Consider the following 14,582-nt stretch of genomic DNA (forward strand, 5'->3'; position numbering starts at 1 on the left):
GAAGGGAGCGCAGCGACCGCCTCGCTTGCACATCGCGCAGCGATGTGGTACCCGCTCCGCGGGTACCACATCGCTGCGCGATGTGCAAGTGCAGCGGTCGCTGCGCTCCCGCTGGCCCGCGCGATGCGCGGGCCCATCCCTGCGCTGCGCTCCGGGATAGATGGGAGCCGGCCGCTGCGCGCCCGGCAGGCCGCGCGGGGCACGGCCGAGCGGCTGACGGCGTGTCGAGTGCGGCTAGCGGGGCCTCCAGTACGGGAGTTGGGGGAGCGCTTCGCACCGGGCGGGTCCGCTGCGCTCCTCCGCCTGACGGTCCTTCCGGCTGCGCCTCCAGAACCTCCTGGACCCGCTGACGCGGGCCGGGCCGGCTAGGAGGGGGTGGGGGGTCACTCGTTCGTGTCGGGTTCTAGTGTAGCGGGTGCATCAGGATGATGCAGAATGTACCGTTGGCGAAAACACGAGACACCCCCAACCAGACGGAGACCTTCCAAAATTCCGAGAGGAACAGCCTCAGATGACCGGTCACCACAAATCTATCGGACCAGATCCCGCGCTGAGCAGCGATTCTCTGCGCCGGGTGACGCAGTACCAGACGGCGGGCGTGAACGCCCGGTTGAAGCTGTTCGCGCTCCTGGAGGCGCAGGGCGTTCCCGCGAGCGAGGCGGACGACCTGGTGGCCGCGCTGGAGGCCGGAGCGGTCGCCGGGGCGCAGTGCGAGGTCGTGGAGCGCGATGTATACACGGGCGCCCGGGGTGAAGAGTTCGGGGAGGGCTGGTACGCGGGTGTGACGGCCGTGAGCGAGGCCCTGGTGGGCATCGCGGACCGGGACTGGGCGCTGCGCGGCGGCCGGTCGGCCGGGGCCGCTGAGCTGGCCGTACATGTCGCGGCCGTGCGGCAGCGTGAGCGGGCGGACCTGGTACGGCTGGAGGCGTTCGTCCGGGAGACTGTGCTGCCGCGTACGCACCCGAACACCACCGAGCGGCGCCGGGTGCTGGAGGCCCTGGGTGAGGCCGGCGGTCTGTGTACGGCGCGGACGGTGGAGATGTCCAGCGGTGACGTCATCCTCTGCACGCGCGAGGCCGGGCACTACGACCCAGACGACTTGCCGGGGTGGAAGCGCGGGAAGTCGGATGGGACGCCCGGCGGCTGGCATCTCGCGTGCGGCTCGATCTGGAGCGACGCCGGTGCTGCCTGTACACCGCACTCGGCCGTCTGAGAGACCACTAGAATTTGGCATCTGGGAGGCAAGGAAATGTCAGTGATCAAGCTCAAGGAACACCAGGTCGACCAGAAGTCGGCGTTCCGTAAGTGGGTGGGATTCCCTGCAAGATCGTCTGTGCCCCCGCAGGGGGCCCGGGGCACGATCGTGTCCGCGACCGGATCGGGCAAGACGATCACGGCCGCCGCGTGCGCGCTGGACTGCTTCCCCGGCGGCCGGATCCTCGTCACCGTGCCGACCCTGGACCTGCTCGTGCAGACCGCCCAGGCGTGGCGCTTGGTCGGCCACCGGACCCCGATGGTCGCCGTGTGCTCGCTGGAGAACGACGCGGTCCTGAACGAGCTGGACGTGCGCACCACCACGAACCCGATCCAGCTCGCGCTGTGGGCGGGGTCCGGGCCGGTGGTCGTGTTCGCCACGTACGCCTCCCTGGTGGACCGCGAGGACATCGACGCTCCCCTGGGGGGTCAGCGGAAGGTCCGCGGGCCGCTGGAGGCCGCTCTGGCGGGCGGGGAACGCCTGTACGGGCAGCAGATGGCGGGCTTCGACCTCGCGATCGTGGACGAGGCCCACGGCACCGCCGGTGACCTCGGCCGGCCGTGGGCAGCGATCCACGACAACCAGCGGATCCCCGCGGACTTCAGGCTCTATCTCACCGCGACGCCGCGCATCCTGGCCGCCGCCCGGCCCCAGAAGGGCAAGGACGGCCAGGAGCTGGAGATCGCGAGCATGGCCGACGACCCGGACGGCACATACGGCGCATGGCTGGCCGAACTGGGGCTCTCGGAAGCGATCGAGCGCGAGATCCTCGCCGGATTCGAGATCGACGTCCTGGAGATCCGCGACCCCTCCCCCGTCCTCGGGGAGTCGGAAGAGGCCCAGCGGGGCCGGCGCCTGGCGCTCCTGCAGACCGCGCTCCTCGAGCACGCGGCGGCGTACAACCTGCGCACCGTGATGACCTTCCACCAGAAGGTGGAGGAAGCCGCGGCGTTCGCGGAGAAGCTGCCGCAGACCGCTGCCGAGCTGTACGTCAACGACGCCTCCGACGACGACCTGGCCGCCGCGGACCGGCTCCCCGCATCATCGATCGACGCCGAGTTCTACGAGCTCGAGGCCGGCCGCCACGTCCCGCCGGACCGGGTGTGGTCGGCATGGCTGTGCGGCGACCACCTCGTCAGCGAACGGCGTGAGGTCCTGCGCCAGTTCGCCAACGGCATCGACGCCAACAACCGACGAGTGCACCGAGCGTTCCTCGCGAGCGTCCGTGTGCTCGGTGAAGGCGTCGACATCACCGGCGAGCGGGGCGTGGAAGCCGTGTGCTTCGCCGACACCCGCGGCTCCCAGGTGGAGATCGTCCAAAACATCGGCCGCGCACTGCGGCTCAACAAGGACGGCAGCACCAAGGTCGCGCGGATCATCGTGCCGGTGTTCCTGGAACCCGGCGAGGACCCCACCGACATGGTCGCCTCCGCCAGCTTTCGCCCCCTTGTAGCGGTGCTCCAGGGCCTGCGCTCACACGACGAACACCTGGTCGAGCAGCTCGCCTCCCGCGCCCTCACCAGCGGCAAGCGCAAGGTCCACCTCCGGCGCGACGAGGACGGTCGGATCATCGGCGCCGATGGCGAGGGCGACGGCGAAGACCAGGAGCAGGACGACACGCAGGCCGCTGCCGAAGCGGCGCTGCTCCACTTCTCCAGCCCGCGCGACGCGGCGACGATCGCGGCGTTCCTGCGCACCCGGGTCTACCGGCCGGAGTCGCTGGTGTGGCTGGAGGGCTACCAGGCCCTGCTGCGCTGGCGGGCAGAACACGAGATCACCGGCCTCTACGCCGTCCCGTACGACACGGAGACCCAGGTCGGCGTCACCAAGAACTTCCCCCTGGGGCGATGGGTGCACCAGCAGCGCAAGGCCCTGCGAGCCGGGGAACTGGAGGAGCGGCGCAAGACCCTGCTGGATGCCCCCGAAGCCGGCATGGTCTGGGAGCCGACTGAGGAGGCATGGGAGAGCAAGCTCGCCGCGCTCCGGTCGTACCACCGGGCCACCGGGCACCTCGCACCCCGGCAGGACGCGGTGTGGGGCGAGGGCGAGGCGATGGTGCCCATCGGGCAACACATGGCCAACCTCCGGCGGAAGGGAGTGAAGAACGGCCTGGGCAAGGACCCGGAGCGGGCGGCGGAGCGCGCGGCGCAGCTGACGGCGATCGACCCGGACTGGGACTGCCCGTGGCCGCTGGACTGGCAACGGCACTACCGCGTGCTCGCGGACCTGGTCGAGGCCGACGGGAGCCTGCCCGAGATCCAGCCCGGCGTGCTGATGGACGGCGATGATCTCGGCAAGTGGCTGGAGCAGCAGAAGCAGCCGACCGCGTGGGCGCGGCTCCTGCCGGAGCAGCAGGAGCGGCTGTCCACGCTGGGCGTCAAGCCGCTCGAGGCGCCGTCTCCCGCCCCGGCGACCACGCGTGCGGTGAAGGGGCCGGGCAAGGCGCAGCAGGCATTCCAGCGAGGCCTGACGGCCCTCACCCAGTGGGTCGAGCGGGAAGGCGCCCACCGGCCCGTGCCAAGAGCCCACGGCGAAGAGATCACGGTCGCCGACGAGACCGAGCCGGTGATCGTGAAGCTCGGCGTGTGGGTCTCGAACACCAAGTCCAGGCGCGACAAACTCACCCAGGAGCAGCTGGACGCGCTGCGGAAGCTAGGCGTGGAGTGGGCGTGAACGGTCACTGATCCGGACCGGCACCGAGGCCCCGGGCGGCAGCCCGGGGCCTTCGTCTTGCCCGCTGGAGCCGGACGAGGGTGCAACACGAGCCCCGGGATGGACATGGACTGGTGTTTGTGCAGGTCATGGGTGCAACGCACAGGCGTGTTGCAGTGCCCGTGTTGCGGTGCCGGGCGTCCGCGTTGCAATCGCACGGCAGCAGAGCGAGGAGATGTCCGGACGGGTGAATTTCCCTCGCGTACGCGGGCGCCTATCTAACCGAAAAGATCCAACTTGCCCACTTTTAAAGCAGCTTGACAGGATTTCAGATATTCTGTCAAGGTCGTGTCCGCCCACTCCGGGCCGACCCACGAGAAGGGAAGATCCCCATGGCACGACGTACCGAGTACGACGAGAGCCAGGCCGCCGGACGCCTCCGGGTGCCCATCACGGCCTTCCGGTGGGCGCGGCACACCGGCCTGGTGCCGGACCCCGACGCCGACTCCCACCAGTGGTCGCGGGCCGCCGTCGAGGCGATGGACACGGAGGCGATCCGGGCCGCGCTCCCCCAGGACCCGATCCCGGGCGGCGTGGCGGCGGACCGGATCGCCGAGGCGCTCGGCACGCCGAACGTGCCGGGCGAGAAGGCGAAGGTCACCTCGTTCGTGGTCCGCCGGCTCGTCGCCCGCGGACTGCTCACCGACCTCAGCGGGAACCCGGAGGGGACTCTCCACCACCCCGGGCAGGTCGCCGAGATCTGCGCCCGCGAGGACCTGGCCGAATTCGTCGCCGCGAACACCCCGCTCGGACCCGACCAGGCCGCCGCCTGGCTCAGGGTGAGGCGCGTCGAGTTCGACTGGATGATCCGGCTCGACTGGATCCGGCCCACGGAAACGATCGAGGTCCGCTTCGGCACCTCCCGGGCCGGAGCCGTCGACGTCCCGCTCTACCGCACCGCCGCCGTCGACGCACTGCCCGCCGCACACCCCGAGGTCGACTGGGAGCAACTGCGCACGATCGAGAAAGGCCGGCGCTCCCCGCTCGCCGCTCTGCAGCCCCAGCCGGCCTGACAGCCTCGCCAGAAAACGGCGACGCCTCTTCGCTGTCGGCTACTGCACAGGGAAGAGGCGTCGCCATCTCGGACGGGCATGCGCAGCACCTGGGAATCAGGAAACCTGCCGTGAGCACGGCCTGCGGTCGGCAGGATGAGCGTATGGGTCATGGGGAATCAAGTCCGGGCGGGATGCGGCCGGTCATCGTCAGGTATCCGGAGGGTCCGGTGGAGGCGGTCGCGGAGGCCGACGCACTCGACGCCGCACTGGATATGAACGCGGTGCTGGTGCGGGGGCCGCTGTTCGGAGTAGCCGCACAGGACGCAGGCGAAGCACCGCGGTGGCGCGTCGTGGTCGGCGTGCAGGCCGGCTGTCCGCAGCAGGCCCGGGACAGCCTCAACTCACTGTTGTGGTTCCGGGCAAAGGACGAGGCGAAGAGCGCGGCGGAGCGGCGGGCCCTGCTGACGGCGGTGGCCCAGCTGGAGAGCGAACGCGTCGACGAGCTCACCGTCCTCGGGACCCGCTACCGGGTGGTGCGCGCCGAGGAGTACGCCGGGCTGGGCCCGGACGGCATCGAGCAGCCCCGGCCGACCGACCCCGAGCCCGCCGTCCCCAACTGGGACCGCGGGAAAAGGGAAGCGCGGATCGATGACGGTCTGGTCCTGGATCCGGAAGCGCCGGTCACCCCCGCCCAGGCCGCGGAACGGTTGGCGTTGCGCGATCTGGACTACGCCGGGGACCGATTTCCCGAGGACGTGCGCCAGGACTCCCGACAGGCGCTCACGACGCATCCGGACGTGCTGCTGCTGCCCACGGTCTTCAGGGTCGTGGAACAGGACGGTCCCGGGTGGAAGACCGGCAGCGGTGCGCATGCCTATGCCCACGACGCCCGCAAGTCGCTGGACTTCGCCCTGACCTGGTTCGAGCCCCGCCGACGGGGCCTGATCCCCTGGGACGCCGACGACAGGGCGGTCGACGCCCGCGCGGTGTCCGCGGAAGGAACCGATCCCGCGGCCACAGAGCTGGCCGAGTACGCCCAGGCTGCCGACCGGCTGCGGTCCGAACGCACCAACCGGATCGAGGCAGGGGGCACCGCCTACCAGATCTGCCGCGCCCGCCGGCTCCTGCGCTGGGGCCCGGACGGGCCCGAACGACCACGCCCCTCCGACACCAACAGCCACCCACCCGCCCCGCTCCACCCCCACCTCGACGAAGACGGCAACGTGCACTACGACCACGACAACGACCAAGCCTGAACTCACCGGCGCGCGCAGAACGACGCACAGATCCCGACGCCGCCGACAACCCGGCCCAGCCTCGAGGAGATCCGCGGGTTCCTCCAACGCCGGCACCACGAGAAGCAGGCGGTCGAGGAACAACTCGACAGCATCGCCCGCGACAGCCACCACGGCGGTGGTGGTGGTGGTGGTGGCGATGCGTAACCCATGGAAGAGCGCGCCGGAGCGCCACGGCCGCGAGGACCGCGTCCTGGAGGGAGGGGAAGCGGTGGAAGAGAGCTGGCCGCCGATCGATGCCGGCGCGGAGATGCGGCAGGCCTTCGTCACCGCGCGGGAGCGCAGCTTGCAGCGCGATCTGCGCGTCCTCGCCGACCGTATCCGGACCGCGGCCGAAGCGCAGGATCAGACCGCGCAGTTCCACGCCGGGGTCGAGTGGGCCGTCCTCTACATCGAGAACACCGCCAACAGACTCACCGAAGGACACCGCTGACACCGCGAACGCGCCCTTCGGCCGGGCGAATTCCGCCGCGGTGGCTCAGGGAACGTCGCCGGACCAGTCCCAGCGGCGTCGGTCGCCGGGGCGCGGGTCGTACATGGCCCGGCCACCGGCACCGAATTCCCCGAGCTCCGTCTGCAACGCGACACCGGTATCTATCTCGTCGGCCGTCCAGCCGGTGATGTCGAGCAGCAGACCGTCCAGCGGCCCGCCCACCAGCTCGGCGTAGCTCCGGCCCGGCTGCGGGCTACGGAGCGGGTCATCGTGATCCGCGCCGTAGACCCGGCCGCGCAGCAACTCCTCGTCCCTGTCCATGCTTCCCAGCCTTCCAGGCACCACCGACAAACGGTTGGCCATCATCGGGCACTCGGGCATCCGGGCGATCGTCCGGCGTGTGCGACGGGCCGTCCGAGAGGCGTCCGCGTAGACAGTTGCGCGGGGCTGGCATCAGCTCTGGGCACCGGACGGACGAAAGACACCGGGGACGAGAGGTTGGGGACGAAGTGACGGGTGAACAGCTCGCCGAAAGCCTGCTGCGGGGCGTGGACGACGAGCAGACGGAGGCGGCGACCCGCCTGCTCGGCGCGTACCGCAGCGGCTACTGGCTGCGACGCCTCGCCGAGGACCAGGGTCTCGCCATGGTGTCGCACTTCCCCCTGGTGAACCGGTCAGGGAACCATCCATCGGTGGAGTGGGAAGCGGTGCAGATCCTCCTGGCGAGAAGCCCCGCCCTCTTCCGAGCGTCGGACAGCGAGCTGGCGATCCTGGAGATCGCCGTCTCCCTCGCAGCCGACCTCCCCATCAGGCTCGGGACCGCTCTCTGCGCCATGGACAGCACCGAGCTCGAGCTGGTCCTGAAGGCACTCAAGGACGCCGGACCGGGCCGCCTCATCCCTCTACCCTCAGCCCACGCCTAGCGCCCCGGAAAACGGCAGGCCGCGCCGCCGGCCCGCCGCCACGTTCACCGCGGTGCCGGCAGCGCGGCCAGAGGCCGACGATCCTCCCCATGACCGACAACCCGCCACACCGGCCGCTCGGGCCCGTGCGCGGTCAGCAGGGGCAGGGTCGTCGTCGCCACGGTGATCCGCCAGTTCGGCCGGGCGCGGTCGTGGAAAGCTGCCTCCCTCGTCGCCGGGGCCGCGCGGCGCTGGGCGGGGGCGAAGACGAACAGCAGCGGCGGGAAGGAACGCTCCAGCGACGGCCCGGCGTAGGTTTCCTGCCAGTGGGAGCGCGGAGCGCGGGCGGCGTTGCCGCGGCCGGACGCCGGTGCGTTGCGGTAGGCGTCGTAGCGCTCGAGCTTGGCGAGCAGGCGGGCGTAGGACATGGTGCGGTCGATCTCCACGAACGCGTGGGAGCCGCCTGTCAGGAGCACCACGCCGTCGGGCACCAGGGAGCCGGCCGGGGTGGGGTGGGCGACTTCCACCTGCCAGTCGGCCTGGTCGGCCGCACCGGCGTGGTGGAAGGCGATGACGGTGTCGGCCAGGGCGAGGGCGTGCTCCCGCAGGCCCGTCTTCGCCGCCGCGCGCTGCCCGGTGGTCCGGCCGGCCTTCGGCGCGAGTTCACCGGAGGCGGCGGCTTCGGCCAGGCCCGCCGGTGTGCAGTACCAGTAGCTCTGCTGGGCGCGGTGGGTCCGGCCGACCAGGGCGTCCGCGCGGAGGTTGCGCAGCGCGCGGCGGATGTAGTCCGTGTCCTGGTGGTGCGGCAGCAGGAGCGCCTTGAGCTGGTGGGGCGTGGCCAGGCGGAGCTGGGCGAGGGTGAGCAGGACATCGCCCCGGATCTCCGCCCCGGCCTTCGCCGGCGCGGTGCGTGCGCGGGGCCGGGACGCTTCTCCAGGCATATCCATGCTGGGAGAAGAGGAGTTGCAACCAGCCTGGGCGGGCGGACAAGGGGTGTGACCAGCAACAACGGCAAGACGGCGGCTCGAGGCTGCAGGGCTGGGAACGGGGCTCGCAGCAGGGCCCACTGCGGGGCTCGCTGCCACAGCGGCATCCGACGCGCTGCGCGTGGCCGATGTCGTCGGCAGGATGGGTGCGGTGGTCATCGCGTCCTCGGGCTTCTCCGGCCATACACGGCCGGGTCGGTGACAGGTCCAGCCGCGTTGCGCGAAGCGGTACGCAGCTGGGGCCCACCGTGAAGAGGCACCCCTTGACCAACGTCTGGTCCAACTCGCTAGCCCCACCCCAACACCGCCCCGATACACACCCTTTCACCCCTTGCACAGCCGGTTTGTCCGTGACCAGCAGCACAACCGTCCGCAGAGCGTGCGCCGCCGAGCGGGGAGGGAGACTTCTCCCCCGCTCGGGCGCGCCCTTTACCCACAGGTGATCCATCCCAGGCTCTGTGGTGAGGCCGCCGCGACCAGCGAGACGGCCCGTACGTAAGGAGCCGTCATGCCCGACACCACCATCACGCCGCTCGCCCCGATGACCCCGGACGCGGCGATCAGCGCGTTCCACTACCTCCGGGCCGTCCAGGCCGACGACACCGTGGCCGCCACCGAGTTCGCCGCCGCCGAGCCGCGGATGCCAGCGCTGCTCGTCGACGTCGCCGAACGGATCGTCGTCCCGATCACCGCGCTGCTCAGGACGGACGTGGCCGTGCCGTGTGACGACGCCTTCGCCCTGGAAGCACTCGGGCGGGTGTTCACCACCACCCTGCGCAACTGGGCGCAGACCGGGCCGGACACGGCGCAGGGCATCGCCCACGCGATCATCGACTTCGCCGCGCAGATCCTCACCGACGACCACGAGGACATCGCCGACATCCTCCGCCAGCTGGAGGCCGTCGGCGTGGACCAGGCCCTCGATGCGCACCCCGCACCGGCCAGCGGGCACCCGGTGCCCCCGGTGCGCATCACCGTCGTGTAGTGCGGCACGCGGTGCGCACCGGCCGATCCGGTGCGGGTGCGCACCCGGTGCGCACCATGGCCGGCGCGCATCGCGGTGCACACGATGCGGCGCATCCCCGGCCGCACCGGATCACACATCGTGACGATGCGGCGCATCGCCTACCGGAACCGGGTGCACACCGCGTCACGGCGCGCATCGCGAACGCATACCAGGACATACAGGGTCTCTAGCGGGCGCTGTCAAGGGGATTCACCGCGATGCTGGGCCTGGTCAAGGGGTGCGCACCGGATGCGCCGCACTCTGGTCAAGGGGGTACGGACCAACCACACGAGCCCGAGCATCGTCACCCTGCGTGCACGCACCGCAGTGGTGCGCACCGGCGCGGACATCGCGATGCGCACTGATGCGACGGCGAGGAGTGCACCGCATCGCCGGTGCGCGACCCGATGCACGGGGTGCGGTGCATCGTGGCGCGCACCGCACCCGGGTGGCGCGTCATGATGGTGATCAGCATCCGCGAGGGCGGGGCGAGACGGAACCGGGGTGGGTGAGGGAGCTGGCCTCCGAGAAGAATCCGCTGGAGCAGCACGCCGACGCGGTGGTCCTCACCGCGTGCGCCCTGGCCGATACGGCGGTCCCGGACGGGTGGAGTCCGGGGGCGGTGGAGGACGTGGCGACGGCCCTGGAGGTCCTGGCCGGCGCCCTTGCTCAGCGCGACCCGGAGAGCGCGGAGATCCTCGCCCTCATCCCCACCGCGGTCGCCGCGCTGCGCGAGCGCACCGAGCAACAGGCCCAGGGGGTCGGCGAGCGCACGCGCGACGGGGCGGGGGCGACGACGGAACTGCGGCGAGCCTTGGGCGTGCACCGCGTTGCCGGGCGGGTCTATCAGCTCGGGGCCGCGCTCATCACGGTCACCCTGGACGCCGCCGACGCCCAGGCCCTGGCCGTCCTGCTCGCCCAGCCCGACAATCAGCACCCACACGCCGCGGCGCGGGAAGCCGAGTGGGGCGCCGGGCCGGCGGCCACGGCGGCCGCCGCCCTCGGCGAAACGCTCACCGCGTACGGGCCAAGCACGTACGCCCGCACCCTCGACTCCGGACAGGTCACCGCCGGCATGAGCCCCGAAGCCGCGCAACAGCTCGCCGCCACCCTGACCGCCAAGGAAGCGGGCGGGAAGGGACGTCGGCGGGGGCTCGGCCACGGGTGGAAGGGCGTCGGAGCTACCACGCGCCCTCGGTAGGCGGTGGGGACTACGGACGGCTCAGATGGTGAGGGCTACCGGCTGCCCAACGGGTGCTCCCTGGGGCTCATCGTTGGTCAGGTCTGGATGACGGCCAGCATGTGCGCCGACATGTCGATCTGGCCTGAGCAAGCGTCAGACAGTCGGGCTGCTTCGACGGCCGCATCGAAGAGGGCCGTGCCTGCGACGGACTGGCCGGTGTGCCGCTCAATGCTTTTGATCAAGGACCAGCTGGGTCCCTCGATTCCGTACATGGCGGCGAGGGGGAGACCGGCATCCGCGACCTCGGCGCGCAGCTCGGTGCTGGTGTGGAAGTACGCGGCGGTGAACAGACCGGTGGGGTCATGGTCCGGCTCGGGAATGTAGCCGGTGCGCAGTCGGGCGCCGAGGCGGTCACGGACTCCGGGGCCGGTGAGGCTGCTGACGGTGCCGTAGTCGAGAAGGAGGGCCCAGCGGCTGATCGCGGCGACGGCCATAGGGCCGCCGGGCCGCACGACGCGGCGGGCTTCGTGCAGGGCGGTGAGGCGGTCTTCCCGGTTGGGGAGGTGGTACAGCGGGCCCAGGAGGAGGGCGCAGTCGTAGGTGTCGTCTTCGGCGGTCAGAGCGCGCGCGTCGCCGAGTTCGGTGGTGCATGCGGCGTACTCGGCGGCCTGGACCAGGTGTCGGGCAACCGGGTCGACCAGGTGGACGGTGTGGCCGTCGTCGGCGAGCCATCGGGCGTGGGTGCCGGGGCCGCCGCCGACGTCGATGATCCGGGCCGGGGCGGCGGGGAGGTGGCGGCGCAGGAGTTCTTGGGTGCGGAGGAGTTCGAGGCGGCCGGCGGCGGGGGTGAGCAGCCGGTCGGTCTGGTCGTGGGTCTCGTAGTGGGCGATGACGCGCGGGTCCATCTCGGGCATCGGTGCCTCCGGCTTCATCGGTAGTCAGCGGGTGGTGGCCGCAGGGTGGTTGGCGTGCAGGGCGGACAGGGTGGTGAACAGGCCGCCGCCGTCCAGGTGCCGGATGAGGGCGGTGTCCCCGTTGCCCTGGCCGTCGAGGGCCGGGGCCCCGTCGTCGACAGGGATTTTGATGAGCTGGCTGTGGGGGAGGAGGTGGTGGAGTTGGTCGCCTGCGGTCCCGGGGAATGGCTGCCAGGTGTGGGCGCAGCGGGGGCAGGTGGCTGCGGCCATGTTCTCGATGATCGCGATGACGGGGATGCCGGCTTCCTGGAGCATGCGCAGTGAGCGGCGGACGTCGACGAGGGCGAGTTCGTGGGGGGTGGTGACGATGACGGTGCCGAGGCAGGGGAATTCGTCGATGACGGCGAGCTGGGTCTCGCCGGTGCCGGGGGGCATGTCGATGACGAGGAGCTCGAGGGGGCCCCAGTCGGTGTCGTGGTAGAGCTGGTGCAGGGCGCCGCGCAGGAGGGGGCCGTGCCAGATGTAGGGGTGGTCGGCGTCGGCGAGGAGCCCGGTGGAGACGACGGGGATGCCATCGGCGATGGCGGGCTGGATGCGCTGGTTGCGGATGCGCAGGCGGGCGTCGGCTCCGAAGAGAGTGGGGGCGCTGGGGCCGGTGAGGTCGGCGTCGAAGTGCCCGACGCGCAGGCCGCGGGCCTTGAGGCCACGGGTGATGGCCTTGGCCACGGTGCTCTTGCCGACGCCGCCCTTGTTGCTCCAGACGTACAGCGACATCGTCCTGGGCCCTTCGGTCATGACGGGGCCTCCTTCCTGCTGGTAGTGGGGGCTTCGTCGATGGAGAGGCGGGTGCCGGCGACGGTGGCGGCCACGCCGACGGGGTAGGTGGGCAGCGGGTCCACGTGTCCGCCGTCCATGCCGGTGATCACGGGGTAGTGGCCGGTACGGGTGTGGTGGGCGAGGACGTCCTCAAAGGCGTCGGCATCGTGATGGGGAGTGCGCAGGAGCACCACGGCGGCCGGGTCGGCGGTGATGCCGGTCTGGTGGAGGTGGGTCAGGTCGGCGTCCGCGTCCTCGGGCCGGTAGCCGCCGTCAGGGACGTCGATCAGCAGGACGTGGCCGGTGAGGTCGGGTTGCCAGGGTGTTCCAGCGAGGTGCCGCAGGGACGGGAGGCAGAACGGGGCCAGAGGGCCGCGGGCCTGGCCGGGACGCAGGACGCGGCGAGGTGGGGCCGGCCGGGCGAGCCGGGGTCGCTGGGCGGCCTGGGCGGTGGCGTGGTCCTCGTGTACGACGTAGCGGGAGGGCGGGACGGGGCCGGGCGCGGTGGTGGCGGAGGTGACGGTGCGGAAGTGGCCGGCGGTGTAGGGGAACGGCTGGTGGTGCTCGCCCCACTGGGGGATCAGGGCCGGGCCGTAGAAGGTGACCAGGCCGGTGGTCTGGCGGAGGGCGTGGTGCAGGACGGTGGTGTCGGAGTAGCCGCACAGCACCGTGGGGTTCGCCGCGATCGTGTCGAGGTCGAGGTGGGGCAGGAGCTGGGCGGTGTGGTTGCCTCCGATGGTGGTGACGATCCCGCGGATGCCGGGGTCGGCGAAGGCCGCGTTCAGGTCCGCCGCGCGCTGCTCGGGGGTGCCGCTGGTCCACCCGGAACAACCGAGTGTCGTCGGGGCGGTGACGGTCCAGTAGCCGAGGGCCTTCAGGTTGCGGATGCCCCTGGCGTAGACCTCGGGGTACTGGGCGGGGCCGGGCGAGGACAGGGTGAGGACCGCGATGGTGTCGCCGGGCCGCAGCGCCGGAGCCAGGAGCCGCCGGGGCGTCACGGCCGGTCCCTGGGAAGGATCTCGGTGATGTCCCCGGGGACCGCGGTCGCCCAGGCGGCGAGATCCGGCGCCATGGCGGCGGGGTAGTCGCCGCGCAGCAGCCCGAGGCACACCAGGCCCACCGCGACGGCGCCGCCGGCCGGGGGGATGCACGCGGCCTCGACGGGGGACGGGCGGCGCACGCGGGCGTAGGCGCCCAGGAGGTCGGCCGCGGCGGCCCGGTCGATGGGGCCGGGCAGGACGGGGGCGAAGGTGGTGGAGTCCTGCTGGTAGTGCACGGAGCAGAAGGACAGCAGGGCCTCGGCGATGTCGCGCAAGGAAGGGCCGCGGTGGGCGTTGTCGAAGTCGATCAGCATCGCCCCCGCGTCGGTGTAGATCAGGTTCCACGGGTTGGTGTCGCCGTGGGTGAGCTGCCCGGCGAGTGTGTCCCACCCACTCGCGTCGGCCTGCTCGGCCCAGGTGTGCACGGCACGTTCCATGGCGTCGAGGACGGTGTGGGAGACGGCGGTGCTCTCCCGGGTGAGCGCGATATGTGCCAGGGCCCCGGCGAAGGCGTTCTCCGCCGGGGCGGACGGGGCGTCGACCGTCGTGGCGTGGAGACGGGCGATGGCCGCGCCGGCCTGGGCCCGGTCGTCGGCGGTGCCGGTGTAGCGGTGGCCGGGGACGTACTCAGTGAGGGTGAAATACGAGCCGGCGATCTCGAACCACGGCGCGCCCGCCCGGGTGTGGAGCAGGCGGGGCACCGGGGCGCCGGCGGCGCGGGCCTGCGTCTGCCAGCGGGTCGCCAACAGGAGGGTGTCGCGCTCGCAGTACCAGGGGATCTGCTTGAGGAACAGCCGGGTGCCGTCGCTGCCTTCGATGACCATCTTCCGGCTGGTCTGCGACCGGACGTCGATGAGCGTGCAGCGGTCGCCGTCCAGGAGGATCGGCCGGAACCCGGTGAGAGGGCCGAGGCCGTAGGCGTCCGAGAGCTGGTGGAGCAACCCGCCGTCGAACGAGAAGAACCCGTACTGCGCGGGTTTGCGGAGAATCGGCATGCTGGGTGTACCTCCCGGGTCCGGCGCTACCATCGGACACCCCGAACGGG

The 14,582-nt window shown here is 71.6% G+C and carries 14 protein-coding genes; 8 read left to right on the top strand and 6 right to left on the bottom strand.

The annotated features are described in order from the left end of the window. Window positions 1-511 precede the first annotated feature (511 nt). The 5 genes from I5Q34_RS26485 (at window position 512) to I5Q34_RS26505 (ending at window position 6,690) form a co-directional block, all read left to right on the top strand. Window positions 512-1,213: a hypothetical protein gene (locus I5Q34_RS26485; RefSeq protein WP_199894955.1), complete on the top strand. Its 702-nt coding sequence runs from the start codon at window positions 512-514 to the stop codon at window positions 1,211-1,213. Between the two features lie 36 nt (window positions 1,214-1,249). Beyond that, window positions 1,250-3,928, top strand: coding sequence for a DEAD/DEAH box helicase (locus tag I5Q34_RS26490; RefSeq protein ID WP_199894956.1), 2,679 nt, complete (start codon window positions 1,250-1,252; stop codon window positions 3,926-3,928). A 371-nt stretch (window positions 3,929-4,299) separates the two neighbouring features. Beyond that, on the top strand, window positions 4,300-4,980 hold the full coding sequence (locus I5Q34_RS26495) for a hypothetical protein (RefSeq protein ID WP_199894957.1): 681 nt from the start codon (window positions 4,300-4,302) through the stop codon (window positions 4,978-4,980). A 143-nt stretch (window positions 4,981-5,123) separates the two neighbouring features. Continuing rightward, the gene (locus I5Q34_RS26500; protein WP_199894958.1) at window positions 5,124-6,218 is read left to right on the top strand and encodes a DUF5954 family protein; all 1,095 of its coding nucleotides are present in this window, start codon (window positions 5,124-5,126) and stop codon (window positions 6,216-6,218) included. Between the two features lie 160 nt (window positions 6,219-6,378). Beyond that, window positions 6,379-6,690, top strand: a complete 312-nt coding sequence (locus I5Q34_RS26505; RefSeq protein WP_199894959.1) for a hypothetical protein — start codon at window positions 6,379-6,381, stop codon at window positions 6,688-6,690. A 45-nt stretch (window positions 6,691-6,735) separates the two neighbouring features. On the opposite strand, the gene I5Q34_RS26510 is transcribed toward I5Q34_RS26505, so the two are convergent. After that, the gene (locus I5Q34_RS26510) at window positions 6,736-7,011 is read right to left on the bottom strand and encodes a hypothetical protein (protein ID WP_199894960.1); all 276 of its coding nucleotides are present in this window, start codon (window positions 7,009-7,011) and stop codon (window positions 6,736-6,738) included. Window positions 7,012-7,199: 188 nt separating this feature from the next. Here I5Q34_RS26510 and I5Q34_RS26515 point away from each other — a divergent pair, with 188 nt between their 5' ends. Continuing rightward, window positions 7,200-7,613, top strand: coding sequence for a hypothetical protein (locus I5Q34_RS26515; protein ID WP_199894961.1), 414 nt, complete (start codon window positions 7,200-7,202; stop codon window positions 7,611-7,613). Window positions 7,614-7,657: 44 nt separating this feature from the next. On the opposite strand, the gene I5Q34_RS26520 is transcribed toward I5Q34_RS26515, so the two are convergent. After that, on the bottom strand, window positions 7,658-8,539 hold the full coding sequence (locus I5Q34_RS26520) for a replication-relaxation family protein (RefSeq protein WP_234429590.1): 882 nt from the start codon (window positions 8,537-8,539) through the stop codon (window positions 7,658-7,660). Between the two features lie 547 nt (window positions 8,540-9,086). On the opposite strand from I5Q34_RS26520, the gene I5Q34_RS26525 reads away from it, so the two are divergent. Together I5Q34_RS26525 and I5Q34_RS26530 are read left to right on the top strand one after the other, a co-directional pair. Beyond that, window positions 9,087-9,563, top strand: a complete 477-nt coding sequence (locus tag I5Q34_RS26525) for a hypothetical protein (RefSeq protein ID WP_199894963.1) — start codon at window positions 9,087-9,089, stop codon at window positions 9,561-9,563. A 529-nt stretch (window positions 9,564-10,092) separates the two neighbouring features. Beyond that, window positions 10,093-10,785 (top strand): hypothetical protein, encoded by a 693-nt coding sequence (locus I5Q34_RS26530; RefSeq protein WP_199894964.1) that lies wholly within the window; start codon window positions 10,093-10,095, stop codon window positions 10,783-10,785. Between the two features lie 77 nt (window positions 10,786-10,862). Here the strand turns inward: I5Q34_RS26530 and I5Q34_RS26535 are convergent, their stop codons facing one another. From I5Q34_RS26535 to I5Q34_RS26550, 4 genes are read right to left on the bottom strand one after another with little or no spacing between them, the layout of a single operon-like run. After that, window positions 10,863-11,681 (bottom strand): bifunctional 2-polyprenyl-6-hydroxyphenol methylase/3-demethylubiquinol 3-O-methyltransferase UbiG, encoded by an 819-nt coding sequence (locus I5Q34_RS26535; protein WP_199894965.1) that lies wholly within the window; start codon window positions 11,679-11,681, stop codon window positions 10,863-10,865. Between the two features lie 24 nt (window positions 11,682-11,705). Next, window positions 11,706-12,476, bottom strand: a complete 771-nt coding sequence (locus I5Q34_RS26540) for a P-loop NTPase (RefSeq protein WP_199894966.1) — start codon at window positions 12,474-12,476, stop codon at window positions 11,706-11,708. After that, window positions 12,473-13,495, bottom strand: coding sequence for an LD-carboxypeptidase (locus I5Q34_RS26545; RefSeq protein ID WP_199894967.1), 1,023 nt, complete (start codon window positions 13,493-13,495; stop codon window positions 12,473-12,475). Before I5Q34_RS26545 ends, I5Q34_RS26540 begins: the two co-directional genes overlap by 4 nt. Further along, a complete protein-coding gene (locus tag I5Q34_RS26550) occupies window positions 13,492-14,532 on the bottom strand; it encodes a phosphotransferase enzyme family protein (protein ID WP_199894968.1) in 1,041 nt (346 codons plus the stop codon). Before I5Q34_RS26550 ends, I5Q34_RS26545 begins: the two co-directional genes overlap by 4 nt. Between the last annotated feature and the right edge of the window lie 50 nt (window positions 14,533-14,582).

The sequence above is a fragment of the Streptomyces sp. AV19 genome, assembly GCF_015999245.1.
In the GTDB taxonomy this organism is placed as follows: Bacteria; Actinomycetota; Actinomycetes; order Streptomycetales; family Streptomycetaceae; genus Streptomyces.

Bases quoted from the DNA above. Each gene is read 5' to 3' on its own strand.
- I5Q34_RS26485 (WP_199894955.1), top strand. From the start codon at position 512: ATGACCGGTCACCACAAATCTATCGGACCAGATCCCGCGCTGAGCAGC.
- I5Q34_RS26490 (WP_199894956.1), top strand. From the start codon at position 1,250: ATGTCAGTGATCAAGCTCAAGGAACACCAGGTCGACCAGAAGTCGGCG.
- I5Q34_RS26495 (WP_199894957.1), top strand. From the start codon at position 4,300: ATGGCACGACGTACCGAGTACGACGAGAGCCAGGCCGCCGGACGCCTC.
- I5Q34_RS26500 (WP_199894958.1), top strand. From the start codon at position 5,124: ATGGGTCATGGGGAATCAAGTCCGGGCGGGATGCGGCCGGTCATCGTC.
- I5Q34_RS26510 (WP_199894960.1), bottom strand. From the start codon at position 7,011: ATGGACAGGGACGAGGAGTTGCTGCGCGGCCGGGTCTACGGCGCGGAT.
- I5Q34_RS26520 (WP_234429590.1), bottom strand. From the start codon at position 8,539: ATGGATATGCCTGGAGAAGCGTCCCGGCCCCGCGCACGCACCGCGCCG.
- I5Q34_RS26525 (WP_199894963.1), top strand. From the start codon at position 9,087: ATGCCCGACACCACCATCACGCCGCTCGCCCCGATGACCCCGGACGCG.
- I5Q34_RS26535 (WP_199894965.1), bottom strand. From the start codon at position 11,681: ATGCCCGAGATGGACCCGCGCGTCATCGCCCACTACGAGACCCACGAC.
- I5Q34_RS26540 (WP_199894966.1), bottom strand. From the start codon at position 12,476: ATGACCGAAGGGCCCAGGACGATGTCGCTGTACGTCTGGAGCAACAAG.
- I5Q34_RS26550 (WP_199894968.1), bottom strand. From the start codon at position 14,532: ATGCCGATTCTCCGCAAACCCGCGCAGTACGGGTTCTTCTCGTTCGAC.